Source organism: Candidatus Flexifilum breve (assembly GCF_016713355.1).
On the sequence record NZ_JADJPI010000019.1, the window covers coordinates 185,232 to 209,368 of the forward strand.

At 52.4% G+C, this 24,137-nt stretch carries 22 protein-coding genes; 7 read left to right on the forward strand and 15 right to left on the reverse strand.

Annotated features, from left to right (window positions below; translation table 11 throughout):
* Nucleotides 1-32: 32 nt before the first annotated feature.
* The 7 genes from IPK17_RS17965 to IPK17_RS17995 form a co-directional block, all read right to left on the reverse strand.
* Complete coding sequence (locus IPK17_RS17965) at nt 33-2,117, reverse strand: RecQ family ATP-dependent DNA helicase (RefSeq protein ID WP_343419063.1); 2,085 nt, start codon at nt 2,115-2,117, stop codon at nt 33-35.
* Nucleotides 2,118-2,236: 119 nt separating this feature from the next.
* Entirely contained in the window at nt 2,237-2,392 is a 156-nt protein-coding gene (locus tag IPK17_RS17970; protein ID WP_343419064.1) for a hypothetical protein, read from the reverse strand.
* A gap of 101 nt (nt 2,393-2,493) precedes the next feature.
* Nucleotides 2,494-3,459 carry a sugar phosphate isomerase/epimerase family protein gene (locus IPK17_RS17975; protein WP_343419065.1) on the reverse strand — a complete coding sequence of 322 codons (966 nt, stop codon included), beginning with the start codon at nt 3,457-3,459 and terminating at the stop codon, nt 2,494-2,496.
* A gap of 28 nt (nt 3,460-3,487) precedes the next feature.
* Nucleotides 3,488-4,504 (reverse strand): Gfo/Idh/MocA family protein, encoded by a 1,017-nt coding sequence (locus IPK17_RS17980; RefSeq protein WP_343419066.1) that lies wholly within the window; start codon nt 4,502-4,504, stop codon nt 3,488-3,490.
* A 27-nt stretch (nt 4,505-4,531) separates the two neighbouring features.
* On the reverse strand, nt 4,532-5,563 hold the full coding sequence (locus IPK17_RS17985; RefSeq protein ID WP_343419067.1) for an ABC transporter permease: 1,032 nt from the start codon (nt 5,561-5,563) through the stop codon (nt 4,532-4,534).
* Nucleotides 5,560-6,333, reverse strand: coding sequence for an ATP-binding cassette domain-containing protein (locus tag IPK17_RS17990; protein WP_343419068.1), 774 nt, complete (start codon nt 6,331-6,333; stop codon nt 5,560-5,562). Before IPK17_RS17990 ends, IPK17_RS17985 begins: the two co-directional genes overlap by 4 nt.
* 111 nt (nt 6,334-6,444) lie before the next feature.
* Nucleotides 6,445-7,443, reverse strand: a complete 999-nt coding sequence (locus IPK17_RS17995; protein WP_343419069.1) for a substrate-binding domain-containing protein — start codon at nt 7,441-7,443, stop codon at nt 6,445-6,447.
* A gap of 218 nt (nt 7,444-7,661) precedes the next feature.
* On the opposite strand from IPK17_RS17995, the gene IPK17_RS18000 reads away from it, so the two are divergent.
* The 6 genes from IPK17_RS18000 to IPK17_RS18025 all read left to right on the forward strand — a co-directional run bounded on the left by IPK17_RS18000 (nt 7,662) and on the right by IPK17_RS18025 (nt 14,665).
* Complete coding sequence (locus IPK17_RS18000) at nt 7,662-8,678, forward strand: LacI family DNA-binding transcriptional regulator (RefSeq protein ID WP_343419070.1); 1,017 nt, start codon at nt 7,662-7,664, stop codon at nt 8,676-8,678.
* A 397-nt stretch (nt 8,679-9,075) separates the two neighbouring features.
* Nucleotides 9,076-11,292 (forward strand): ArnT family glycosyltransferase, encoded by a 2,217-nt coding sequence (locus IPK17_RS18005; protein ID WP_343419071.1) that lies wholly within the window; start codon nt 9,076-9,078, stop codon nt 11,290-11,292.
* 13 nt (nt 11,293-11,305) lie between these two features.
* Nucleotides 11,306-12,154 carry a glycosyltransferase family 2 protein gene (locus IPK17_RS18010; RefSeq protein ID WP_343419072.1) on the forward strand — a complete coding sequence of 283 codons (849 nt, stop codon included), beginning with the start codon at nt 11,306-11,308 and terminating at the stop codon, nt 12,152-12,154.
* 21 nt (nt 12,155-12,175) lie between these two features.
* On the forward strand, nt 12,176-12,892 hold the full coding sequence (locus IPK17_RS18015) for a WecB/TagA/CpsF family glycosyltransferase (RefSeq protein WP_502748931.1): 717 nt from the start codon (nt 12,176-12,178) through the stop codon (nt 12,890-12,892).
* A gap of 90 nt (nt 12,893-12,982) precedes the next feature.
* On the forward strand, nt 12,983-13,669 hold the full coding sequence (locus IPK17_RS18020) for a sugar transferase (RefSeq protein ID WP_343419074.1): 687 nt from the start codon (nt 12,983-12,985) through the stop codon (nt 13,667-13,669).
* A 24-nt stretch (nt 13,670-13,693) separates the two neighbouring features.
* Nucleotides 13,694-14,665 carry a glycosyltransferase family 2 protein gene (locus tag IPK17_RS18025; protein ID WP_343419075.1) on the forward strand — a complete coding sequence of 324 codons (972 nt, stop codon included), beginning with the start codon at nt 13,694-13,696 and terminating at the stop codon, nt 14,663-14,665.
* Here IPK17_RS18025 and wecB read toward each other — a convergent pair.
* The 8 genes from wecB to IPK17_RS18065 are packed head-to-tail and all read right to left on the reverse strand — an operon-like array spanning nt 14,622 to nt 22,981.
* Nucleotides 14,622-15,725, reverse strand: coding sequence for a non-hydrolyzing UDP-N-acetylglucosamine 2-epimerase (gene wecB, locus IPK17_RS18030; protein ID WP_343419076.1), 1,104 nt, complete (start codon nt 15,723-15,725; stop codon nt 14,622-14,624). The two genes, IPK17_RS18025 and wecB, sit on opposite strands and share 44 nt — an antisense overlap.
* Nucleotides 15,722-16,804, reverse strand: coding sequence for a polysaccharide biosynthesis protein (locus tag IPK17_RS18035; RefSeq protein ID WP_343419077.1), 1,083 nt, complete (start codon nt 16,802-16,804; stop codon nt 15,722-15,724). Before IPK17_RS18035 ends, wecB begins: the two co-directional genes overlap by 4 nt.
* Nucleotides 16,794-17,642, reverse strand: coding sequence for a dTDP-4-dehydrorhamnose reductase family protein (locus IPK17_RS18040; protein WP_343419078.1), 849 nt, complete (start codon nt 17,640-17,642; stop codon nt 16,794-16,796). The genes IPK17_RS18035 and IPK17_RS18040 overlap by 11 nt, the downstream gene beginning before the upstream one ends.
* Complete coding sequence (locus tag IPK17_RS18045; RefSeq protein WP_343419079.1) at nt 17,643-18,845, reverse strand: glycosyltransferase family 2 protein; 1,203 nt, start codon at nt 18,843-18,845, stop codon at nt 17,643-17,645.
* Nucleotides 18,842-19,795 carry a glycosyltransferase gene (locus IPK17_RS18050; RefSeq protein ID WP_343419080.1) on the reverse strand — a complete coding sequence of 318 codons (954 nt, stop codon included), beginning with the start codon at nt 19,793-19,795 and terminating at the stop codon, nt 18,842-18,844. The genes IPK17_RS18045 and IPK17_RS18050 overlap by 4 nt, the downstream gene beginning before the upstream one ends.
* A 52-nt stretch (nt 19,796-19,847) precedes the next feature.
* Nucleotides 19,848-20,852 (reverse strand): class I SAM-dependent methyltransferase, encoded by a 1,005-nt coding sequence (locus tag IPK17_RS18055; protein WP_343419081.1) that lies wholly within the window; start codon nt 20,850-20,852, stop codon nt 19,848-19,850.
* A gap of 3 nt (nt 20,853-20,855) precedes the next feature.
* Nucleotides 20,856-22,145 carry an ABC transporter ATP-binding protein gene (locus tag IPK17_RS18060; protein ID WP_343419082.1) on the reverse strand — a complete coding sequence of 430 codons (1,290 nt, stop codon included), beginning with the start codon at nt 22,143-22,145 and terminating at the stop codon, nt 20,856-20,858.
* A 2-nt stretch (nt 22,146-22,147) separates the two neighbouring features.
* On the reverse strand, nt 22,148-22,981 hold the full coding sequence (locus tag IPK17_RS18065) for an ABC transporter permease (RefSeq protein ID WP_343419083.1): 834 nt from the start codon (nt 22,979-22,981) through the stop codon (nt 22,148-22,150).
* Nucleotides 22,982-23,174: 193 nt separating this feature from the next.
* On the opposite strand from IPK17_RS18065, the gene IPK17_RS18070 reads away from it, so the two are divergent.
* Nucleotides 23,175-24,125, forward strand: a complete 951-nt coding sequence (locus IPK17_RS18070) for a glycosyltransferase (RefSeq protein ID WP_343419084.1) — start codon at nt 23,175-23,177, stop codon at nt 24,123-24,125.
* Nucleotides 24,126-24,137: the final 12 nt, after the last annotated feature.

A 24,137-nucleotide genomic window follows, 5' to 3' on the forward strand; every position in this document is an offset into this window, starting at 1 on the left:
GCTGAGAAACCCGCCCCTGCTGTGTCAGGCGCTTAATCCGACGTATTCGTGACGGCGATGACAAACGGATACACTGCTCCAGCCCCGTGCCGCTGGAGCAGATCGCCGAGTACCGTCAGCGTCCAACGCGAGTCAGCCAGATCATCCACGAGCAGGACTGCTTCCCCATTCAAAGTGCTGACCATTGTGAAGCGTTCCAGAACATTGAGCGCCTGCTGAAAGCTGTTCCGCATCTCGGTTTGGGGCGGATGCTGCACAGTGTGCTCTAGAACGTTTACCACCGGCAAACCAACCTGCTGCGCGAGCCGCGCGGCTAAGTCGGCGACCAGCGTCGGGCGGCGCAGCGAGGGTACCGGCACGATCACGCGCGGCGGCGTGGGCAGCGAGCGCAGGTGCTCGCTCACGGCTTTGGCGGAGGCCGCGACGAGTTCGTCGCTGTAGCGGACGCTGTGCGTCCGTTCCCGTCGGACCAGCACGCCATAGCCCTCATCGTAATACGTACACAACGCCAAGCCTGTCTGATTCACGCGGATATCGGTCGTTTTGGCGAAGCCCGGCAGTCCGGCTGACCAGCGGCGGCGCGGTTCAAAGGTGAGCGGTTTGCCTTCCCGCAAAAACCGCTGGGCGCGCGCGACGGCGCTGGCGTCCGGCTGAAACTTACTCGCGGCCGCGGTACAGTTTTTGCAGCGACCACACCGCTGCGGCGGGTGCGGATCATCAAGGGCAGCAGCGATAAAGCGCATCAGGCAGCCCTGCTCCCGCGTATACTCTTGCATATGCCGGAGTTCGGCATAGCGCATCTGCGTGACCGTCTGCCACCGCGCATAATCGGGTTCAGTATTGCTCCGCCGCAGCACATAAGCTGAGTCCTGCTTCTCGATAATCCGTTCAACTTCCAAGTGGGTCAGGATTTTCTCCAGGACGGACAACCGGGCATTCACATCGCGCTGGAGTTCCGCGCGCGACTTGGGCTGGGCGCGCAGCGCGGCAATCACGGCGCTGACCTGTTCGGGCAGCGGGAAAGCCGTGTCGATGAAGTAACGCTGAATGTCTTCATCGCCGGGGCCATGCATCAGCACGATGTACGCCTTATCGATCCCGCGTCCGGCGCGCCCAATCTGCTGGTAGTAGCTGATGATGTTGCCGGGCAGTTGATAGTGGATGACGAAGTGCAGGTCACTTTTGTCAAAGCCCATGCCGAGCGCGACACTCGACACCAACGCCTTGACCTGATTGTGCATCAACTGCCGTTCCAGCTCCGCGCGATCCTCCGAGCCCACCGCCTCAACATCGGCAAAGTACGGCTTGGCGTTCACACCATCGGCCTGCAGCCAATCCGCCACCAGCCGACAGTCGCGGGTCGTGGTGCAGTAGATGATGCCGCTGCCGGGAATACTGCGTAAAAGATGTGACAGCAGGGTCAACCGGGTGGCCGCATCCAACGGATCGGGATAGACGTAGAGCGACAGACTTTCCCGGGTGAGCGATCCCCGCTGAATATGTAAGCCCGCGCCGAGGATTTCCGCCACATCCTTGACGACTCGATCATTGGCGGTCGCGGTCGTGCCGATCACCGGAGTGCCCGCCGGGATCTCCGTCAGCAGATTCATGATGCGGCGGTAGTTCGGACGGAAATCGTGCCCCCAATCGGAAATACAGTGCGCCTCGTCGACGACCAGCAAACCAACCTGTTGGCGCAGCCTCGTCCAGACTTGCGCCTGAAAGCGGTCATTTGCGAGGCGTTCCGGTGAGATGAGCAGCAGATCGATCTCGCCGCGTAGCAGCGCCTGTTCAATCAGGGGGTGGTCGTCCGCGTTATCGCTGTTGAGCGTGGCCGCGCGCAGTCCCCATTGCGCCGCCGACTCGATCTGGTTGCGCATCAGGGAGAGCAGCGGACTGATGAGGATGGTCACGCCCGCCCCTTGTGCGCGCAGCAGGCGTGTCGCCATGAAGTAGACAAGACTCTTGCCCCAACCGGTGCGCTGCACTACCAGCACCCGCTGCCGCTGCTGGGCTAACGCTTCAATCGCTTCCCACTGCCCATCGCGAAAACCAGCCTGCGGGCCGAGCGCTTGCCGCAGCCACAGTTCAGCTTGGGGACGTAGAGAATTGGCCATGTCGCCGCCTAACTCTAAGGATCACGACCGCCAATTATACTCCACTGAGGGGAAGGTTGTTGCAGGTAGGCTGGGGCAGCCCACCAAAGTTCGACGGCGCTGCCCCGCTGCGAATCCGGCTAAGCGCCGGGCATGGTCGAGGTGACGATGAAGACGGCGGCGATCACGGCGATGACCACAGCGGCCAGCGACACGACCCGCGCCGCCGAGCGGACGATGATCGGCTGTTCGGCGGGCTGGGCGAAGCGCGGCGTATGGGGGGGGGTGGAGACCACCTCGCCGGCTATGGGGCTGGAAGAAGCTCCGACGATTGATCGATCCGACTTCACAAAAAGCCCCAACACTTTGCCAGAAACCGCGCATCGCCGCGCTGCCTCTATGCCCAGAATGCGTGCCCCGCATCGTCTTTGATGAGGATGTTCTTGAGGAAGTGCGCGGCTTTTTCGAAACCTTCCTTCTGCGACATCAAGCCGTCTTCATGCTCAATGGACAGCGCCCCATCGTACCCGACAAGGCGCAGATTGCTCACCATATCGCGCCACGCGCTTTCGCTGTGACCGTAACCGACAGTACGGAAAATCCAACTGCGGTTGATGAAGTCACTGTAGCTCTTGGTATCCAGAACCCCGTTCACGTTGGCATTGACGGGATCGATCACTGTGTCCTTCGCGTGAAAGTGGAAGATCGCATCGCCGAGGCGGCGGATAGCGAACACCGGATCGACACCCTGCCAGAACAAGTGACTGGGATCGAAATTGGCACCGATATTCTTACTCCCGACCGCGTCACGGAGTGCGAGGACGTGCTCGGCGCTGTAGACACAAAAGCCGGGATGCATTTCAATGGCGATGCGCACGCCGCGCTGCTCGGCGAAGGCATTGATCTCTTTCCAATACGGGATCATGACCTTTTCCCACTGGTATTTGACGGTATCGCTAAAATCCGTCGGCCAGGGGCACGTGACCCAGTTCGGAGTCATGTCTCCGGGAGCGCCACCCGGGCAGCCGGAAAAAGTGACAAAAGTCTCCACGCCGAGTTTTTCCGCCATCAAGATCCCGTTCTTGACCGCCTCTCGGTGCGGTTGACCGATGGCGGGATTCGGGTGCAGCGGGTTGGCATGAGCACTCAACGCGCTGATTGAAAGCCCGCGCGCAGCGATCTTGGCTTTCAACTCCCGACAACCCGCCTCATCGTGCAGCATTTGCGCGGGTTTGAGGTGCGCATCGCCCACATAGGCACCGACGGGAATCTCGATGGCATTCACACCGACCGAAGCGACATAATCCAGAAGCGGCTCAAATTCCATATTGGCAAAGGCTGCGATAAACACGCCAAGTTTCATGATTCGTCCTTCAATGTCTTCAATAGATTCAACTTGTGACTGGCGCACCAGTCTTGAACGATTCCACCACGTCAAAAACAAACTCGACCGTTTTGATATTATCCTGGCACGGTGTCCCCGGCGTCCTGCCGTTCGTGACCGCTTCATAGAATTCGTGCAGCAGATAAGCCTGCGCCTGAAGTTCCATAGGCACGAGCGGCACTTCTGTCAGCGCGTCGTGTGTGGTGAAATGAACACCGCCGTGATCCTCAAGTCCCGTCAAATGCTGCACGTACACTCTGTCATCCTGCACGGTCAGCACCCCGTTAGCGCACTCGAAGCGCCAATCCGCATTCCACGAGGTTTCCTGACCCTGTGAACACCACGACCCCGTGTAGTTGACAACCGCCCCACTGCTGAAATGGGCGGTCACAGCGGCAGATGCATCCCCTTTGTACCAGCTCCACGGGGGATTCCAGCTTTTGCCATACACGCTGACCGGATCAGCATTCAGGAAATAGCGCAGCATGTCAAAGTGATGCAGCGCCATATCGACAATGAGCGGATAGTCCATTTCGTCACGGAAGCCGCCAAAATGCGGGCCTTTGAAGAAGCGCACGCTCACCGCGCCGATGTCGCCCAAGTCCCCGGACTGCAACACCCGCTTGATGGTCTGCGCGAGCGGTGTGTAGCGGTAATTCTGCGTGACCATATGCAGGACGCCCGTTTGATCGCTTTTGGCGACGATGGCGCGCGCATCTGCCCGCGTTCCGGCCAGCGGCTTTTCCGACAGCACGGGCAGCCCGGCGTCCATGGCCGCAAACGAGATCGCTTGGTGCGCGGCGGGTGGAGTCACGTCGATCACACCATCCGCTTTGACCGCGGCCAGCGCTGCCTCCAGCGATGGGTAAATCAAAGCGGGGTCCAGCCCAAATTCCTGCGCGCGTTTCTGCGCGGTCGCCGCGTCCACCTCGACGAGCGCGGCAAATTCCACGTTGGATGAGGCTTGCACCGTGTTGATCCAGGCACGCCCCATCAACCCTAAACCACACTGTATGACTTTCATCGCGTGTTTCCCTGTTTGTGCGCGTAATCAGCGGTAGCGCGGCCCATTGAAACGATGCCCTACCAGCGAGATGATGATCACCAGCCCGTTGAAAAACTGAGTAACATACCCAGTCAGCCCCGCGGCGATAATCCCCGTCTCGATCGACGAGATGATACCCGATCCGAGCGCGCTGCCAACCACCGTACCGATTCCACCCCACGTGGGCGTCCCGCCGACGAAAACCGCCGCGAGCGTCGGCAGCAGTAAACCGTCGCCCGTCGTCGGCCACCAGTTCAGGTTGACCAGCACGGAGAGCACCCCCGCGCACGCCGCCCCAACCCCCATAAAGACATAGGCGCTGATTTTGACGCGCTTGACGTTGATCCCCATTTCGGTGGCACTGTCCGGGTTATCCCCAACGATCTGCACCTGCGTGCCGAATTTGTGCCGGTTGAACAACACCCAACCGAGCAGCACGAACAGAACCCCCCAGAACATCTGGATTGGGAAACCGCGCATCCAGGGAAAGTCTTCGATGCGCCCGACGAACAACTGCCACATCGCGGTTTCGCGCATTTGCGGGAACTGGATCGCGACGCCTTCTGTCCCCATGTTGATGATGCCGCGCAGCAGGAAATTCATGCCGAGCGTGGCGACCAGCGACGACAGCCCCACATACGTGACGAGGGTGCCGACAATCACGCCAACAATCATGCCGAGCAGCAGCGCCGGGACAAAAGCGGCAAACGGATTCCAGCCATCACGCACAGCGGCGGCGAAGACCCAGGACGTGATGCCCGCTGTCGCCGGAAAGGATAGATCGATTTCGCCACTGGCGACGATGAAGACCATCGGCACGACGACGAACATCGAAATCGGCAGGCTGATGAAAATGGAACGATAGGTAATGGGGTTGGTGAAGACACGCGGGTTGAGCAGAGTGAAAATGCCGAGCATGACGACGAGGATGACCAAAGCGCTCACGGCGCGGCGGTTGCGCTTCACCCACTGCATGAACGGGCTGGTCTGCGGGCGCGCCTTAGGGGATGTCGGTAAAGGTTTACTGGCAGCGGTCATGATTTCCCCTCCGGGTGATGCGACGCGCGGGCGAAATCTTTCATATGCTGGACCAGCCGCTCCGCCGATTCGATTTCCGATTTATCGGCGGTCATCGCCACCGTGCCGCGGTCGAGAATGACGAAGCGATCCGCAATATCATAAGCGTGGTAAATGTTGTGACTGATGAACAAGACTGAACTGCCTTTTTCCTTAGCTGCCAGCATGAAGCTATAAACTTTTTGGGTTTCAGTCAGGGAGAGCGCCGTTGTCGGCTCGTCGAGCACGAGCAGTTCGGCTTCAAAGTAGAGGGCGCGGGCAATCGCCACACCTTGACGTTCGCCGCCAGAGAGTGTAGCGACGACTGATTCGGGCGTGAAGACTTTCGACGTGAAGCCGATCTCGCGCATGAGGCGCTCCGCTTCTTCATTCTGCTTCTTGACACGGATGAATCCGAGAAAGCCCGTGATTTCTCGTCCCATGAAGATATTGCGCTGGATCGTGTGCTGCACGGCGAGCGCCCGGTCCTGATGTACGGTTTCGATCCCGGCGCTGTGTGCCTTTTCGACTGTCCAGCGCCCTTCAACTTTTTTCCCACGCACCCAGATTTCGCCCGAATCCGGCGAATGGACGCCTGACAAGATTTTGATCAACGTGGATTTGCCCGCGCCGTTGTCGCCGATCAAGCCGACGATTTCGGCTTTGTTGACATGCATGGTGACGCGCGTAAGGGCATTGACGTTGCCGAATGACTTGGTGATTTCTTTCAGTTCCACGAGCCGTTGTGTCATGCTCGCATCCTCCGATGGCTACCAGCGAATGGGATGGAAATCCTGTCCTCCATCATGGCTGAAGGAGGACAGGAACAGACTCATTGCCCGATGTCAGGCAGGGTAATCGCTTTAACGGTAGCCAGCAATCGCCTGCTCGGCAACGCTCGCGTAATTCGTGGTATCGACGAAGCCCGCGCCCGTATCGACGTTGAGCGCGCCGAAGCCGTAGGTGAGCGTACCGCACAGACTGAGGATGGGCAGGTAGCCCTGGAGGAACGGCTGCTGATCGGAGGTCAACTGCACGTAGCCGCTCTGGAACGCTTCCATAATCGCCGGGCTGGTGTCAAAGCCGATGTTGACGATGTCGCCGGGCGCGAAGCCAAGGGCGTCCATATACACTGGCACAGCGCCGAGCAGTTGACCGCCGGGATAGACGATCAGGCGGAGATTTTCCGCATTGAGCGCGGCGGCGGTCAGCGCGGGCAGCGCCAGGTTCGGATCGGACGCGTATTCCGGCGGACTATCCAACCGGACAACCGTCACGCCCGCCGCTTCCAGCGCATCCGCAGTCGAGCCTTCGCGCAGGTCACGCCCCGGCTGCCCCAGCGGCACGAACACCAGAGCGGTATCGCCGGCACCCAAACCATACTGGCGAACCACTTCTTCGCCCAGCGCGCGCCCCTGCGAAACCAACTGCGCGCCGATGTAGCCGCCGCCAAAGCGGGCGCGCACATCCGGCACATCCACGTTCTGATACATCATGCTGATGCCCGCCGCAGCCGCTTCTTCAGCCAGCGGCATGATCGCTTCATTCCCGGGATGGCCCATCATGGCGATGCCATCGGGCTCGGCGGCAATAGCCTCACGCAGCTGCTGAATCATGCGTTCAACGTCCCACCCGGAGAAAACATATTCAACCGTCGCGCCCAAGTCAGCTTCTGCCGCTTGCGCGCCGCGCAGCACAATTGAACCGAAAGCGTCGCCTTCCGCGCCACCGACAAAGAAGCGAATCGTCTGGCCCGTGCACCACTTACCATCATCCTGAGCGGCCGCCGGCATGATCAAAGCGCTGCTCAACGCGAGAACCAATAGAATGGAAAGAAACAGGCGGAAAGAATTGCGGAACATCGTATTTCTCCTCGTCCACTAATTTTGAAGGGATGCAAAACCAAACTCGTCAACGCGCAGCGTCCCGGTTCACCTCCTTCATGTTATAAAGTTTTATTGTCAGCTAAAGTTGTAGGATACTGAAAACGCTACCGAAAGCGTTTTCAGTCATATCAACACTGTAGCGGATTCTATTTTTCTAGTCAATAATCTTTAATGCTTCATACCAAGGTCAGTCCATGAGTAAAACGGTCACCATCAACGATGTCGCTAGAACTGCGGGCGTTTCCATCACCACCGTCTCGCGTATCCTGAACAACAAACCAGATGTCTCCCCCGAGACGCGCAAACGAGTACTCGAAGCGATCGTCCAACTCGACTACACGCCCCACGCTCAGGCGAAGAATCTGGCCGCGGGCAAGAGCCGTTCAATTGCGGTGTTGTATCCCGCCCATTCCAACGGGCTGTCCGAACTGGAATTTGAATTCTTCGTCGGCGCCTCGACGATTGCGGCTAAACGCGGGTTTCTGTTCAATTTGTTTGTGAACACGCTCAGTGAGCACACACTGCTCAATCTGTACCGCAGCAATCAGATCGACGGGGTCATCCTGATGGAAATCCACCTGCAGGATGAACGAGTGCATCTCCTGCAAGAGAACCATTACCCCTTCGTCATGATTGGGCATTGCGCGGACAACGAGGGGCTATCGTACATTGACCTCGATTTTGAAACGTCGATGCTGGTGTCAGTGGATCATCTGTATAAGTTGGGACATCGGCACATCGGTTTGCTGAGTATGTCTAAAGCCCTGCGGGATGCTGGCTACGGCCCCGTTGTCCGGACAGGTCGCGGATATGCCCAAGCTTGCGCGCGCTTCGGGCTGACCCCGCTGTACTACGAAGCTCCAACCACCATCGAAGATGCTTATGCGGCCACCCACCGTATGCTGGACGAGCATCCTGAAATCACGGCCATGGTTACCCTGCACCCGGATTCGTCCGTAGGCATCGTGCGGGCAGTTCAAAGCCGGGGATTGAGCATCCCGCAGGATTTTTCACTCATTGGCATCGTCATCGATCGGATTGCCAAGCTCATTTCGCCACCCTTGACGGCCATCACGTTCCCGGCCTACCTCATGGGAGAACGCGCCGCGCAAATGCTCATTCGCATGCTGCAGGAAAGCGAATACGAGCCTGAGCAGGAACTTCTCACGCCCCATTTGATCATTCGGGACAGCACAGGGCCAGCGCGGTAGTAGGCGTGTTCCACTCCCAAATGACGACCTCGTGCACATCGTTTGAGCGCATTTGGAAAACGAGAAGGACTTATGGGCCGATTGGAAGGGTAAAGGGCTTTCGGTCATAATCGCGGCAAGTCTCCATGAAATCGCTCCGCCGATATTGGGCGACATTCGACCTCTGGCTTAGATTTTCCATCAAAAACTAACTTCAATAGTAATTTTGTCGCGAAATTCTGTGCCATTCTACAAGCTAAAGCTTAGTACGAGCACGGGCTATCTGAAAACAATTGCAATTCTATGCACCACCAAGTAAATTTGAATTTATGTGACTCTGCTGGCAACTACTAACCGTTCATCCCTCACAAGCAATCGAGTTTTCAGACTGCGTCAAAATCAGGAATATGAAGTCGATATGAAGAACCGCGCTTATATGGTCGTAATTGTGTTGCTTTTACAGCTCATCTTCGGCACAGTATATGCGATTGCTACACCACTCTGGCAAGGTCACGAAGCCGATTACTATAATGTCGTGCGCTTTTTGGTGAGGCACCAACGTCTTCCAACTGCTGCTGATTATCCCGCTGGCGATGCCGAAATTCGACAGGCAACTCAACCCCCAATCTATTTCTTATTGGCCGCGCCGATCGTTGCATTAATGGATGATAACCAACCGGTGCCATATGGAATTCACCCAGTACCATTCTGCGTTGGTGGTGAACGCGCCAACAGCCTCCTGACACCTTACGTTAGCGATACTGCTTACAACCACCCATCTCGCGGAACGATAGCGGGCGCTTATCTCCTTAGGCTGCTCAATGTGGCTCTGGGTGCTGTGGCAGTGCTGTTCACCTACAAGATTGGGCGCTGCATTTCTCCTGAGCCATCCTCATTGCCGTTGTTCGGCGCGGCGATCTTGGCCTTCGAACCTGTAACACAGCGCTCCATCGTTGTGATCAGCAATGATGCGCTCCTGCTGGCGCTCTGCGCTTGGATTCTCTTTCTCTGCGTCAAACTGTTGACGCATCAGGAATCGTCACGCCGAAATCTCGTTTTGCTGATTGTGTTGACAGGCACGGTCCCTCTCGTCAAACTTCCTGGTTGGTCGATGCTGGCCGTAACCGCTTTCACGCTAGCTGCCCTGTTCATATCCAGAACCAGAAATTGGCGGCTTCCTTTGTTAGGCATTGGCTTGATGTTGCTGTTTACGGTCGGTATCGCCTTCTTGAACCAGTTGGTCTATGGAGGTGTCTTCGGTCGCTATGCAGCCATCGACTCGAGAGCCATATCGCTCCTTCAGCGGTTCGAAGTTCCTTGGTTAGTCGTTCGTGCGATCTTTGAAAACACAATTTCAGACCTGTTTGCGCCGCTGTTCATACTTCAGGCGCGTGCCGTGTTTTTTGGTGCTTATCGTCTCTTGTTCATTTCGTGTTGTCTCGCACTAATTGTGGGAGTTGCGAACTTCCTGCTGCACAACAAAACAAAACTAACTGCGATTGCAGGTCTGATCACAGCAATCATTGTGACCGTAGGGTTGGTTATTTTTCGCAACACACTGATAGCCAATGCGGACAACACCACTGCGTACAACACGGCGATGATCTTTGCTCCCTTGCGTTACTATATTCCCGCACTTCCTGCCGCGGCGGTGCTGCTGGTCGTTGGTTTTGGGTGGTTGCTGCCGCGGCTCACACGTGGCTGGCTCGCAGCTATCCTGCCCTTTGCCTTCGGGTTGATTTTAACAGGGCTATCCATATTGCTGTTCATTCAGAATGGTTCCCAGAAAGTGCTGACACAGGAAGCCTTTGCAGCCCTGGAAGGGGTGAACCGTGTCTCGCTGCCAGCGACCGAAGATGAGCCAGAAATTGTGGGATATCAACTTGAGCAGCAGCTTGATGCTGGCTGGCTTGACCTTACACTCTATGTCACGCTTAGTGGGCAAACAGAACTTAATTACGCAGCAGAAGTGGAACTTGCCAACCAGCAGATGGTGGTAAGCACTTGCGAATTCCTTCCGACACGAGGCGAATACCCCACGCTGCGCTGGTCTCCGGGAGAAATCGTAGTAAGCCACGCCCGGATTCCCAACTGCCAGGCAAATTTACCCCGAGATCTCCAATTGGGTCTCAGCTGGACGGCCTACAATCCGGATGGAACCCCGGTTAAGAGAACCCCAGCCAATTACCTCACAAGGCTTGATGGCGTGCTCGCACGTGCCGACACCTGCCCTGAGAATCTCGGCGTGATTGCCGATCAGTTTCAACTTACCAAGTGGAATTCCCCCTTCGAGATTTCTGCTGGCGAACTCTACCTGCCATCCGTAAACTGGCTGGTTCTCGAGGCCACCGACATGCCGTTGCGACGCATTTTTGAATTCATTGCGCAAGAAGGCGATACTAGCTACACTTGCATTGGCTCACCGTCCGAGGGAACTATTCCGATAAACTCTTGGCGGCGAGGTGAAAACGTGTACTTCGATCAGTGTCAAATGATATTTCCCATAGACGCACCCAACGGAACATACTCTGTCATGGTCGCTTTGCAGGAGGAAAACGGAGCCTATTTGACTGCTGTTCAACCGGATGGAACAACGGGCTCATGGTTAATGGCAGGACAAGTTACAGTGAGGTAAGTTTTACTAGGCTATGAATGACCTGCCCCGTATCTCATTGGTCACACCATCCTATAATCAGTCGCAGTTCCTAGAACAGACCTTGTGCTCGGTCGTCGATCAAGGTTACTCCAATCTTGAATACGGCGTTATCGATGGCGGTTCTTCTGATGATTCAGTCAATATCATCAAGCGCTACTCGAGTCGAATTGATTTTTGGGTCAGCGAGTCGGATCGTGGCCAAGCTCATGCCATTAACAAAGGATTTTCGCAGACCTCTGGCGAAGTTATGGGATGGCTCAATAGTGATGATATCCTGCTTCCCAACACCCTGAAGACCGTCGGCACTCTCTTTGCGCATTTTCCAGAAATCTCTTGGATAACCGGTATTGGAGTGAACATTGATGCTCATGGGGAAACTATTTCTACAACAAAACCGGTAGGTTATAAACGAGACTGGATCCAGCGTGGTTGGTACCACGGTCGTTTGCTGGGATTTATCCGCCAAGAAAGTACGTTCTGGCGGCGGTCGCTCTGGGACAGAGCGGGTGGGTACGTTAATGAGGACATGCACTACGGACTCGACTTTGATCTATGGCGGCGGTTTGCATCTTATGCGGATTTAGTGTTCGTGCAGGCAAAGCTGGGGGCGTACCGCGTTCACGAAGCACAAAAGACGGCAACTCCGGACATTTACTACATGGAAATCGGCGTCAAAACGCCTCCGCAGCTGCGGTTCGTAACGCTGCCCCTCCGCGCGATGTTAACAGTGGGAGTGTCTAAGTTTTTTCCACATTGTCAGTATGATCAAGAGCGACAAAGTGGCATTTTTGTCCCGGACAGTTCTTTCAAGTCGGTGTTCACTAAGCAATTAAAGGCCTGATCTCTGAAAACTATTCGGATACTGGATATCCCTACTCACGCTTTCGCATTTACGGAAGCAATTGATCTCTTAGCAGAATGGGCGAAAAGCGCTACTCCGCATGTTGTATCCACGTGTCCGGTTTACACCTTAATGCAAGCGCTAGAGAGACCAGATGTCAGAAAAGCGCTTGAAACGGCTGATATGGTAACGGCTGATGGGATGCCGATCGTCTGGCTTCAGCGCCGTGGGGGTGCTGAATTTGCCGAACGGGTTTATGGTCCAGACATTCTGCTCGCTCTCTGTGAGCGTACGAGTCACCAGGGGCTACGTCACTACTTTCTGGGTGGTGATCCTGGCGCCGCGGACGAATTGGCGGCCGCGATGAAACAGCGGTTTCCCGGCATCCAGATAGCGGGAACCGCAAGCCCGAAGATAGTTCAGTACACACTCGACACAAATCTGGTTCAGCAGATTCTCGACACCTCACCCCATGTAATCTGGGTTGGCCTTGGCTCACCTAAGCAGGACTTATGGATGGCGCACCACAAATCGAATCTACCAGTATTGATGATTGGAGTGGGAGCCGCTTTTGATTTTTTGACAGGTCGGAAACGACAAGCCCCGCAGTGGATGCGCCAACGCGGTTTAGAATGGTTGTATCGCTTGGTGCAGGAGCCTCGTCGTCTTTGGCGCAGGTATGTTTTCTATAATGCACTGTTCTTATGGAAACTAGTAAGAACCAGGCAATTGCCCTAATCCAGTGGGGATTTCTTAAACTAAGCCACATTGTAAAGTGCATTCTATTGAACTATTATTGGTGCTGTCAAAAGGATTTTCGAGGAATGTATGGCTGTTTGGGGAAATCAACCAGAGCAAATATACCCGAGGACAGAGATTAAGCTGCCCCACGCGCATAAAGAGGTTCTGCCTGCTCGGCCAATGACGTATACACAGCAGCTTGTTAAGCGTCTGTTTGACGTCACCTTCGCCTTGCTCGTTGTGGTATTCATGTCGCCGGTGATGCTTCTGATTGCGCTGCTCATCAAACTCGACAGTCCCGGGCCGGTGTTGTTTAGACAGTCTCGCATTGGGCAGTATGGGCGCATATTCACAATTTACAAATTTCGCTCCATGTTCACTGATGCTGATGAGATAGTTCCACACGAACGTGCGGGCTTTTACGTCAAAAGACCCGATGATCCGAGAGTCACACATGTCGGCAGATGGTTGCGTCGAACCAGTCTCGATGAATTGCCGCAGTTTTTGAACGTTCTACGAGGTGACATGAGTGTCGTTGGTCCTCGACCAGAAGTCCTGTGGATTGCGGAATCTTATGAACCTTGGCAGAAAGAACGATTACTTGTCCCGCAGGGAATCACTGGTTGGTGGCAAGTAACGGGGCGCGCACTAAATCCGCTGCATGAGAACACGCATTACGACATTTTCTATGTCCAAAACTTCTCTCTGCGGTTCGATTTGTACATTCTCTTGTGTACTCTAAGAACTGTGTTAACGGGCAAGGGAGCATTCTAGTTTGCAGATATGCAAGACTCCGCAATGAACATTCAAGCCTCCACCGAACCCCTTGTAACCATTATTACACCAACGTTCAATCGCTCTCACCTTATCATACAAACGGTTGAGAGTATTTTGAATCAAACGTACCCCCGGATTGAGTACATTATCGTTGATGATGGCTCAACCGATAACACAAGCCAGGTCCTTGCGCCCTATGCTAACCGCATCACCCTGGTACAGCAAACGAATCAAGGCGAGGCACAAGCGGTCAATCACGGGTTTGTACGGGCACACGGGTCAATCGTTGGAGTGGTGAATTCGGACGATTTCATCGCTCCAAATCTAGTCGAATGTGTGGTTGAACGCTTAACTGCGATGCCGGAATTGGTTGCTATTTATCCCGATTGGCAAGCCGTCGATCTCGAGTCGAATCCTTTCGGACCAGTATACCGACGCCCATATAATTACAAAACTCTGCTTTATGGCGTCTGTCTACCCGGACCGGGAACGTTTTTTCGGACGAAACTCATAGAGCAAGTAGGTGGGCGTAACCCAACCTACCGGTTCGTGGGTGACTGGGAGTTTTGGTTACGCATCGGGTTACATGGAAATATGGAGCGTATTCCGAGCTGTCTTGCCTACTTTCGTGTTCATCGGCAGTCATTATCTAGCCAAATCGACTGCGGAGCGGCGTCTGAACGCACAACGGTCATCGATGAGCTATTTGCCCGTACCGATATTCCAGAGGCACTCCGGCCCATGGAACTTCAGGTCCGCGCCGCCACGTATACCCGAGCTGCAGCAGATTGTCTGCCAGCTAAACCGTTGGAGTCGAGGGCGTATTTCAGAAGAGCATTCACCTATTCACCAAAGTACATGGTGCAGCACCCACGTGCTCTCTTTTCCATGCTCGTGACTCAGCTCCCAGCCCAAATCGCGAGTTCTATATTTGCGTACTGGCGTATGATCAAACACCGCGCTGCAAGACGTTCGGGCGGTAAGACAGAATGATCTTGACAACGGTTTCGCTGACATTTCGAAACAGATATTCTGGTGGAGCAATCCATGTGCAAGGACAAGATGTTGCGAGCGCCACCGCGCGCATAATCGACTCCACCTGTGCCCCGCTCAAGATGTTGCTACCTACCTCAAGGGTCTCTGGGCGCTCGGTCACATCTCTTAGCGTAACGTTCGGCACCTTCAACAAACAACATTCCTCTTGTACAGTGCCGCTATCGCTCAATACGCAATAAGCGTGTTGCTCCAACTTTATGAAGTCAAAAAAACCAACCGGTTCAAACGCGATAACTCCGTTGCCAGCCAACGTTTGCCCCTGCTTATCGAGTTGTGAACGGGTACGTGGATGCAAACTACAGAGTACAGGCAGAGCATATTCGGCGGCAAGACGTTGCAGAGATCCAATGAAAGCCTTGAGACGCGCAGGTTCATAAACATTCACTGCGCGATGCAGCGTTACCAAGAAGTAACGTCCTCGTTCGACACCCATTTGTTCGAGAATGCTGCTTGTATCAATAGAATTCCCATAATGATCGAGCACCTCTTTGATTGGATTTCCTGTGACGTAAATCCGCTCACCTGCAATGCCCTCACGAATTAAGTTCGCACGACTGCGTTCAGTGTAGGGCATGAGGACATCACTGGTATGGTCAATGATACGACGATTAATTTCCTCTGGAACCCGATCGTCGTAGCAGCGGTTTCCCGCTTCCATATGATAGACAGGAATCCCTAGACGTTTAGCAGTGATGGCGGCCAAGCCGCTGTTAGTGTCACCAAGGATCAATACTGCATCTGGGCGTTCCGCCCTGAGCACTTTTTCACTCTCAGTTAGAACGGCGGCGACAATCGAACCGAAAGTATCCCCACGCACATTCAAGCTATAGTCTGGGATCCGTATTCCCATTTGTTCGAAAAACACGTCGCTCAGACTGCGTGTGTAGTTTTGACCAGTATGCACAAGTACATGTTCGCACACGTTGTCTAGACGGGGAATAATTTGGCTGAGCCGGATGATCTCTGGACGCGTACCGAGCAGAGTCAAGACTTTCATCTTAGTAACTCACCACTCGTTAGTTCGCCTGAGCCAATCATGTTGGGAAGCAAGCGGAAACGCGTCAAGTACTCGCGTAGTACCTCTGGCGTCATCACTGTGTCTGCGGAACTGAATTCACGCGTCAAAATTAACTGGTTGTTGGGTACAGGACGTTGCAGTTCAGGCAGGATAGATTGTACGACGAAATATTCGTCGCGCTGATAAGTTCGCAAAGCTTCGTCATCCGAAATCAGGATCTCGTGCAACTTCTCTCCCGGGCGGATCCCTATCACTTTAGTCTCAACCGGTAGATCTCCGATCAAGACCGTCGCTAGATCGACTATCCGAGCAGACTGAATTCGTGGAATGACTAATTCTCCCGGCAATGCCCAGCTTACGGCGGCAAAAACAACATCAACCGCTTGGTCGAGACTTAACAGGAACCGCGTCATGATAGGATCAGTAATTGTGATTGGACCGCCATTGCGTATTTGATCGAGAAAGAGCGGCACTACTGACCCACGTGATGCTAGTACATTTCCATACCGTACAGCGACAAAACGCGTCCAATCACATTCAAGATTGGCGCGCAGCAATATACGTTCCTGAATAGCCTTTGTCATTCCCATCAAATTGATTGGTCGGCATGCTTTGTCAGTTGAAATTCCAACGACGACTTCAATGGGCAGATGAAATTCCATGATGGCGCGAACAATGTTTTCTGCGCCCTGAACATTGGTTTGTACCGCCTCGTTCGGGAAGTATTCGCAAGAAGGTACCTGCTTAAGGGCTGCTGCGTTGAAAACGATATCGACCCCGCGGAGTGCTTGACAGACCGAGTCAAAGTTTCGCACATCGCCAATGCGGAACTTCAACACGCGCTGAGAGTCTTGATAGATCACTTCGTCCGTAGCTGCCGCACGCTGCAAATATTCCTGCCGCATATAATGCTGTTTGGCCTCGTCGCGAGACATGATAGTCACAGATTCCGGTTTACCATTGACGCCGCTCAGCAATCGACGTACCAACACTTTTCCAAGCGATCCTGTACCACCGGTAATTAGGATACGTTTACCCTCAAACGGTTTATGAAGCATCAGCAACCATCTCCTTTATCATGGTTTCCCAAGGTGCGGGCATGTACCCCGTTCTCTCGCGAAAGCGCATCGAGTTCAGACTACGATCTATCATCACGTCAGAGTCGGGAATGATCTCTATAGTGCGTCCATAAACGCGTTTCACGATATGCAGCAATTCATACTTGCTTATCGGATCAGAGGATACCTGCCACAAACCCTCAAGATCACTCCTCAGAACATACTGATCGAGGATTTTTGCAAATGTCTTGGTCGGAAATCCGGTGTATATCGCGCGAGTATAGCCCTTGATCGGGTTATTCTGGGCTAAGAACCATTCGATCAATCCGTACTGCGTTCCTAATTCATGGCCAATAATCGAGCTGCGTATCGTAACACAGCCAGGAATCTCAGCAACTTCACCTAATGACTTTGTTTTTCCGTAATTATCGAGTGGATCGGTTGGATCAGACTCGGTGTAATTGCCCTTTTGCCCCGAAAACACACAGTCAGTACTGATTAGGATCAGTCGAGTGCGAGCAGCATGACAAAAATGTGCTAACCGATGAGGGAATAATGCGTTGATCTCGATGGCGAGCTTTGTCTGTTTCGCTTCATCACGCTGCTTTATAATTCCAATGCAGTTTATGACAACGTCTGGGGCAACTTGTTCCATTGCCTCGATGACGGAGTCGAAATGCAGTACATCAACGTCCTCGATGATGTGTCCACGTTCAATGTCAATCGGCAGTCTACCTGCGCTTCCACGAACCGTTCCCCACACATCGTATTTTTGCTGCCAATCAAGCATGAGGCGATGACCGAGCATACCTGCTGCTCCTAGAATCAACACACGCATTCAGGAATTCCTTTCTGAGTCATCGGCTATCGTATGATCCGTCATGTCATCGATATTTTCGTTGATCCATTTGAGAACTTGATCATTGGGTAGCCGCTCAAGCAAAGTACAGACCCAATCGACCGGAATCTCCCGTTCTCTATCACGCGTAACCAGTAGCATATCGCCCCGTAACAGGAGTTCAAAAACATATTCGGGTTGATTCTTTTTTAACCACCCTGTTATGGCATGCCAGTCAGCCACAGTAAATTTATCAACGAATGTCCAATCGGAAGGATAAGGCTGATTTCTTCGAAGCAGGCGCCGCATAAGGCGACGACCGCCGACTGAATAGTGACGTACTAATGTTTTCAGCCCTGATCGCGAAAAGGGAAAATAGCGTGTCGCTTTGACAAAATAGTAATTGTAGGTTTGGTATTTGTTCGGATCGCTTGATTGATGATCAACAAGTGCTAATACTTCTGCAGCACACAAGTAATGCACTCGAGCGAGCAAGCGTCTGCGTTCTAGGAAACCAATTGTTGGATCCGCGCGAAATGCTTTAGTCAGGAGGTGTATATAGGCATTCAGAACAGCTTCAGGATCCCGAGGTGTAGAGTGTGAATGAATGCGAACCAACGTCAAAAGTTCGGGAATGGGTGCAATCGGATACAGTCGAAAAATTCGCGTCCACAGATCAATATCTTCCGCCAGATGCATCGACTCATCAAAGTAACCGACTTGCTCAAACACCTCGTGTCGAACCATCACCGTTGGCGTGGCAATTGTGCAGGTGGTCAACATAGATTTGCTATCCGAGTAAACAACTGCCTGATGTTCTGCTATTGGCTCAAGCGCTTCATTAACACTCCGATAACCCGAGTACGTCATTCCAATTTCTGGATGTCTTTCCAACCACGCAACTTGCCGCTGCAACTTATCCGGCGCAAACAAATCGTCAGAATCTAGAAACGCCACATATCGTCCTTTGGCACAACGAATCCCATGATTTCGTGCCTTGGACACACCACCCGAAGGTAGACGTTCGTAGCGGACGCGATTATCATATGACCCAGCTACTGCCGCGATATCTTCGCTAGAACCATCGTCAACAACGATAATTTCGTAGTCACTGTACGTTTGGGTCAAAACGCTTTCAATGGCTTGCCGCAGCAACTTCGAACGATCGCGAGTCGGTATGATAACACTTACCGTGGGGATCATGCTGGTTGTTTCTGTCGCACAGGGCTCAAATAATCGAGCGAACGCCTGGCCAAGGCATAAAGTTTGGGCGTAAGGATAAACTGAGCCATCAAATCGGCCGAGCGCGATAAACCATTCGGTTTGCTGCGAGGATGCAGCAGCAACGAGCGGATGAAGTAGCGCGCCGCAGACTGTCGCTCAGACATACATTGGATCGCAGCAATATAGTTCGCTGCACTGTATGCTTCTCGCCTGAGCTCTCGGATCGACCTCGGGATATCTGAACGCTGAAAGAATTTGTCCAGCATGGCAATGTGTTCCTGTGCCATCATCAATCCCTTAGCCGCCAAGGATGCTGAACCCTGATGAAATCTGAAAGTTGCTAACGCCTGGTTGACACGTCCAAAAGGACCGTGGAGCCCGAGACGCATCCAATACTCATAGTCTCCAACATAGCGAAAACTTGTGTCACGTTCTGGTTCCATCTCGAAAGCAGAACGCCGAATTAACACTCCTGGGCCTGGAAAACAATGATGCCAACGGATCATGTTGGCGTAGGAATAATCGTAGGTGAATATAGTCTGGATTGGTTGGTCTTGAGCATCGATCATCACCCAATCCGGGTACGCAACCAGTACCTCAGGATGAGTCTGCATATAGTGAACCATGGTGCTAAGCCATCCGGGCATGACAGGATCATCAGAATTGACCACTGCAATAAATTCACCGCGAGCCAATTTCCAGCCCTTATTGACGGTGCGGCCTTCGCCCATGTTGGGCTGTGATTCCCACTGAATCCGCATGCCATAACGTTTGAGCACTGATTCTGTGTTGTCCGTCGATCCGTCATCAAGTATTATGTATTCGAGTTGTGTGTAGTCCTGAGCTAGTACACTATCGATCACGCTAGGTAGATAGTCCGCACGATTATAAGTCGGCGTAATGACGGTTACTAATGGTGAGCTGGACACGATTATGCTCCTAATCCATTCTCGAAGGCGACGCTGCACTTCCTTACTAGGATTATTTTAAGTTTTTAACTCGGTTAATGATATTGGACAAGGTTGCAGCTAAACGCTCAATTTTGGACTCTTGGCGATTGAGGTTCGCGATGATTGCTGACTGTTCTGTCGCCATGCGATTCTGGCGCAGTTCAAGGTCACTCGTATATTGGACGAGTTCACTAATCATCTCACGTGAAGCAATATGCATTTGTTCCGATTGCAGGCTGGCACTGCGAACTTGTTGCATTGCATCACCGTGTTCATATATCGCAGCCGTTAGTTGATCAAGGCGATCTTCCACTTGGATGATAGCTCGAACGAGGTCTGGGATAGACATAAGATCGGAAAAGCTCAAAGCTTCTATAGGAAAGTGTAAGCCTAGTTCGCAGATAGGTGGAAAGCTATCATGATGGCTCAAGCCCATAATATTAATTATACTTCGATTACCAGTCAGTGCGTCATACAGTGTGCCACGCATATCTTCGTAGATGACTTCAGTATTTGCTAGCCCCGCAAACGACTCTGCGCGAACATAATGTAAGTAATGATAGGGGTTTACGGGAGCTTCGTTGTATGGCACATCAAAAGCAAGGCGATGATTGAAAGAAATACGTTCAATTATCTCCAGCCCATTGTTGATATGCTCTAGAGCATTGCGCGACACAACATAATCGTATGGTTCCATTGTTGCAACGAAGTCTGAGAGATCCGCCTGAACATAAGAAATGTTTGACGCCGCGTAATGTGCACGAGCATAGGCAATTGCTTCACCAGAAAAATCCACGCCAGTAACTACCGCATTTGGCAACCTCGACAACAGGGCACATCCATGTCCTACGCCACAACCCAAGTCAACAATTGAGATGCGTGTTCCCGTACGCCCCGCCGCCATATCACGACGGATTATTTCATACCAAAACCGATAGACACCACGATGTCGCAGCAGTTCTCGCAAATCATGACTGATCCCTGGAATCAGGCGTTCTCCATTGTTATACACACGTTCTTCTTCAGGGGTCAGCATGGTTTAACGATACTCTTCGGATAGTTCACTGTTGTGAGATGTATCAAGCTTTCCCTCGACATAATTCCAACCAAATGGGGAATAGATGACACTGGGCCATTTCACTGCATGCCGTGTGAGCCGCGATGGCTGTTCTTCTCGTCGGAAACGCAATCTCTCACGTGGAAAATGCTCAGCATAATCGAACCCAGGCTCCCAAAATCCGAAAGCAACTTGGTATTCCCCAGGAGAGAACATCGAAGTCGGGATGCGCAGTGTCACAGTGTGAGTTCCCAAGCGGCGCTTGCGATTATCCTCGAGATAGTCGTTGTTGGAGTAGTAGACCGAGACATTGCGCTCATTGAATACCTCCACGCATAGGAGCAAATTCTCCAGCTCCTGTTTAACTCGATAAGTACAGTGAAACAGAATCTCCGTGTCACCGTCCGAAGTTGGCAGCGGATCGATTCTTGCCGACAGAATTTGCACGCGTATCGCGGGATCTTCGGGCAAGTCCACCTGAGTAAGGGGAGTTTCAACTGATCCTAGATAATGGTCAACTCCTTCACTGGCTGTACCCCATCTCGTGATACGTCCATGATCGAGCAGAATGGCACGATTGCACAAGGCTTTGACTGCGCCTAGGGCGTGACTCACAAAGAGGATTGTCCGCCCCTGATTTGATGCAATATCATTCATCTTACCTAGGCTTTTTTGCTGGAAGGCAGCGTCACCAACTGCTAATACCTCATCGATTAGCAGTATTTCGGTATCGAGATGCGCTGCTACGGCGAACGCTAACCGCATGTACATCCCGCTTGAATAGAACTTCACTGGTGTATCAATGAATTGTTCGACTTCAGCAAAGTCAACAATCTGGTCAAAGCGTTTAGCAATCTCGTTCCGCTTCATACCGAGTACCGCGCCGTTCAGAAAGATGTTGGCGCGACCGGTCAACTCGGGATGAAAACCAGTACCAACTTCGAGTAGAGATCCCAGTCGGCCATCAATGCGTGCTCTGCCTGAGGTGGGCGGCGTAATCCGCGCCAAAATCTTAAGAAGGGTACTCTTACCTGCCCCGTTGTGCCCGATAACGCCAAAAACATCACCTCGATTTACCTCGAAAGTGATTTCTTGCAGTGCCCAAAAAATCTCACTGGATTTCGAGTTTGCATGCTGGGCAACGCGTTTACGTGTCAGAGCTTGGGCAAGTGAGCGTTGGACAGCCGCCCCTAGATTGAGATGTTGAGATTGCGCTGCGCCAATCAAGAATCGTTTGGACAAATTCTCGACTCTAATGACCGCATCACTCATGGCTACACCAAATCCACAAACTCGGGATCCATTCGCTGAAAAAATAGCATTCCCCCAACCAAAATGAGGAAGGCGCTGCACCAAGCAATTATGCTAGTTATCAACAAAGGAGGTTCACCAGTACTCGTAAGTGACCAACGAAAGGATTCAACAATCACTGATACGGGAAAAATGCCCATCAGAATACGCCACGTTTCCCCGAACAGGCTGCTGGTATAAAGTACTGGCGATACGTAGAAGAGGATCTGCAATATTAACGGCAGCGCGATACTTACATCTCGGTATTTTGTTAGTAATGCAGCAACCCAAAAGCCAACACCCAGAGTTGTTATTAATAGAAGGATAAGGGTTGGCACAATAGAGAATAAGTTCCAAGTCGGAAGAAACCCGTACACTAAAGCCAACAGTAAACTAAGCAGTAGCGCGGGGATGAGGTCGATGATGCCACCAAAAACAGCGGCAACGGGTAACAAAAGATGCGGGAAATAGACCTTACGAACTAGATTAGCGTTTGCGAGAACACTGGTAGACGCGCGCATAATACCGGTCGCGAAAAAATTCCAGCCAAGCAAACCCGCGAAGATGAAAAGTGTGTAAGGGATTTCATTCGTTGGAACCCGCAAAATGAGGCCGAATACAAGTGTATAAATTATCATCAGTAAAAGAGGTTGGAGAATCGCCCACGGGGCGCCAATTATCGTTTGTTTGTACATGACACGTATGTCGCGCCACGTCAATGTATACAATAACTCACGGAATTCGTACAATTCGCGGAGATCTGGCAAGCGCCATTTGGCAGGTGGAACAATGTCGATCACGGGAGGTAATTGATTCACTCATCTCACCTATTTCGACTAATCAGCATTGATTATTCCGCATGGAACCTAGTTTTACTAGTGCTAATTGGGGTATCACAGACTAGAATTCACTATTAAACTCAGTTTGCGTTGCAAAATTCGATACATGGCGAGTTAGCTGAGAAATGCATAGTCATCGTTTTCATCGAACGTCTACCACGCCGAGGTTGTCTTGCAAACAGTAAGCATTATCATTCCAACCTATAACAGATTGGGTTGGCTAAGGCGCACCGTCGACAATATTTTAGAGCAAATTCGTCCTCCCGATGAGATCATCATAGTAAATGATGGCTCAACGGATGGAACAAGCGATTATTTGAACAGCTTGTCCACAGCTGATAGGCGTTTCATCATATTTCATCAAACACAACAGGGACGATCAAGTGCACGTAACCAAGGATTGGCGCTGGCATCAAGCACATGGTTACTTCTCCATGACGATGATGATCTTATGCCTAAAGATAGTCTGAAAAGACGCTTGAGTTACCTTGAAGATCATCCTGCTGTGGAAGTCCTGTACGGGAACAGCATCATGATTGATGATAAGGATCACTTGATAAATCGATCGCCGCGCGTTGCTCGGCAGCATCCCGCAGGAAACGTGTTTGCTGTTATTGCGCTCGAAAATCTAGCTCCAATTCATGCCTATTTGTTCAAGCGTTCTTGCTTGTCAAGGGCTGATTGGTTTGATCCTAAACTTACAGTGGCAGAAGACTGGGATTTTTGGATACGCCTTGCGACACACGCGACATTTGACCATTTGCCAGCAGTCGTTGCTTATTATCGAATTCATCCAAACATGTCTTCTCATGCAGGATATGAAGCAGCATGCGCAACAGTTGCAATCCAAAAGCGCGCCATCGCACTACCAGCCTTTGATCAGTTGTCCTCATCCGTACAGTTTACACTGTTGCGCGATGTCACCCTTCGCTGCCTTTACACTGGGGAGTTTGAAGAGGCAGCTTCAATAATAACGCAAGCACGTCAACTGGATTCAGTTTCAGTTCCACAATCCATCATGGCCGCCACAATAGCTTTACTGGCACGGCTTATGCCGGTTACCGTGCCAGCAAAGTGGTTGATTGTGCGTATGATCCTTGAGCTTATTCGTCGTTACCGGTAGACTCTATAATAT

Bases quoted from the DNA above. Each gene is read 5' to 3' on its own strand.
- IPK17_RS17965 (WP_343419063.1), bottom strand. From the start codon at position 2,117: ATGGCCAATTCTCTACGTCCCCAAGCTGAACTGTGGCTGCGGCAAGCG.
- IPK17_RS17975 (WP_343419065.1), bottom strand. From the start codon at position 3,459: ATGAAACTTGGCGTGTTTATCGCAGCCTTTGCCAATATGGAATTTGAG.
- IPK17_RS17980 (WP_343419066.1), bottom strand. From the start codon at position 4,504: ATGAAAGTCATACAGTGTGGTTTAGGGTTGATGGGGCGTGCCTGGATC.
- IPK17_RS17985 (WP_343419067.1), bottom strand. From the start codon at position 5,563: ATGACCGCTGCCAGTAAACCTTTACCGACATCCCCTAAGGCGCGCCCG.
- IPK17_RS17990 (WP_343419068.1), bottom strand. From the start codon at position 6,333: ATGACACAACGGCTCGTGGAACTGAAAGAAATCACCAAGTCATTCGGC.
- IPK17_RS17995 (WP_343419069.1), bottom strand. From the start codon at position 7,443: ATGTTCCGCAATTCTTTCCGCCTGTTTCTTTCCATTCTATTGGTTCTC.
- IPK17_RS18000 (WP_343419070.1), top strand. From the start codon at position 7,662: ATGAGTAAAACGGTCACCATCAACGATGTCGCTAGAACTGCGGGCGTT.
- IPK17_RS18005 (WP_343419071.1), top strand. From the start codon at position 9,076: ATGAAGAACCGCGCTTATATGGTCGTAATTGTGTTGCTTTTACAGCTC.
- IPK17_RS18010 (WP_343419072.1), top strand. From the start codon at position 11,306: ATGAATGACCTGCCCCGTATCTCATTGGTCACACCATCCTATAATCAG.
- IPK17_RS18020 (WP_343419074.1), top strand. From the start codon at position 12,983: ATGGCTGTTTGGGGAAATCAACCAGAGCAAATATACCCGAGGACAGAG.
- IPK17_RS18025 (WP_343419075.1), top strand. From the start codon at position 13,694: ATGAACATTCAAGCCTCCACCGAACCCCTTGTAACCATTATTACACCA.
- wecB (WP_343419076.1), bottom strand. From the start codon at position 15,725: ATGAAAGTCTTGACTCTGCTCGGTACGCGTCCAGAGATCATCCGGCTC.
- IPK17_RS18035 (WP_343419077.1), bottom strand. From the start codon at position 16,804: ATGCTTCATAAACCGTTTGAGGGTAAACGTATCCTAATTACCGGTGGT.
- IPK17_RS18040 (WP_343419078.1), bottom strand. From the start codon at position 17,642: ATGCGTGTGTTGATTCTAGGAGCAGCAGGTATGCTCGGTCATCGCCTC.
- IPK17_RS18045 (WP_343419079.1), bottom strand. From the start codon at position 18,845: ATGATCCCCACGGTAAGTGTTATCATACCGACTCGCGATCGTTCGAAG.
- IPK17_RS18055 (WP_343419081.1), bottom strand. From the start codon at position 20,852: ATGCTGACCCCTGAAGAAGAACGTGTGTATAACAATGGAGAACGCCTG.
- IPK17_RS18060 (WP_343419082.1), bottom strand. From the start codon at position 22,145: ATGAGTGATGCGGTCATTAGAGTCGAGAATTTGTCCAAACGATTCTTG.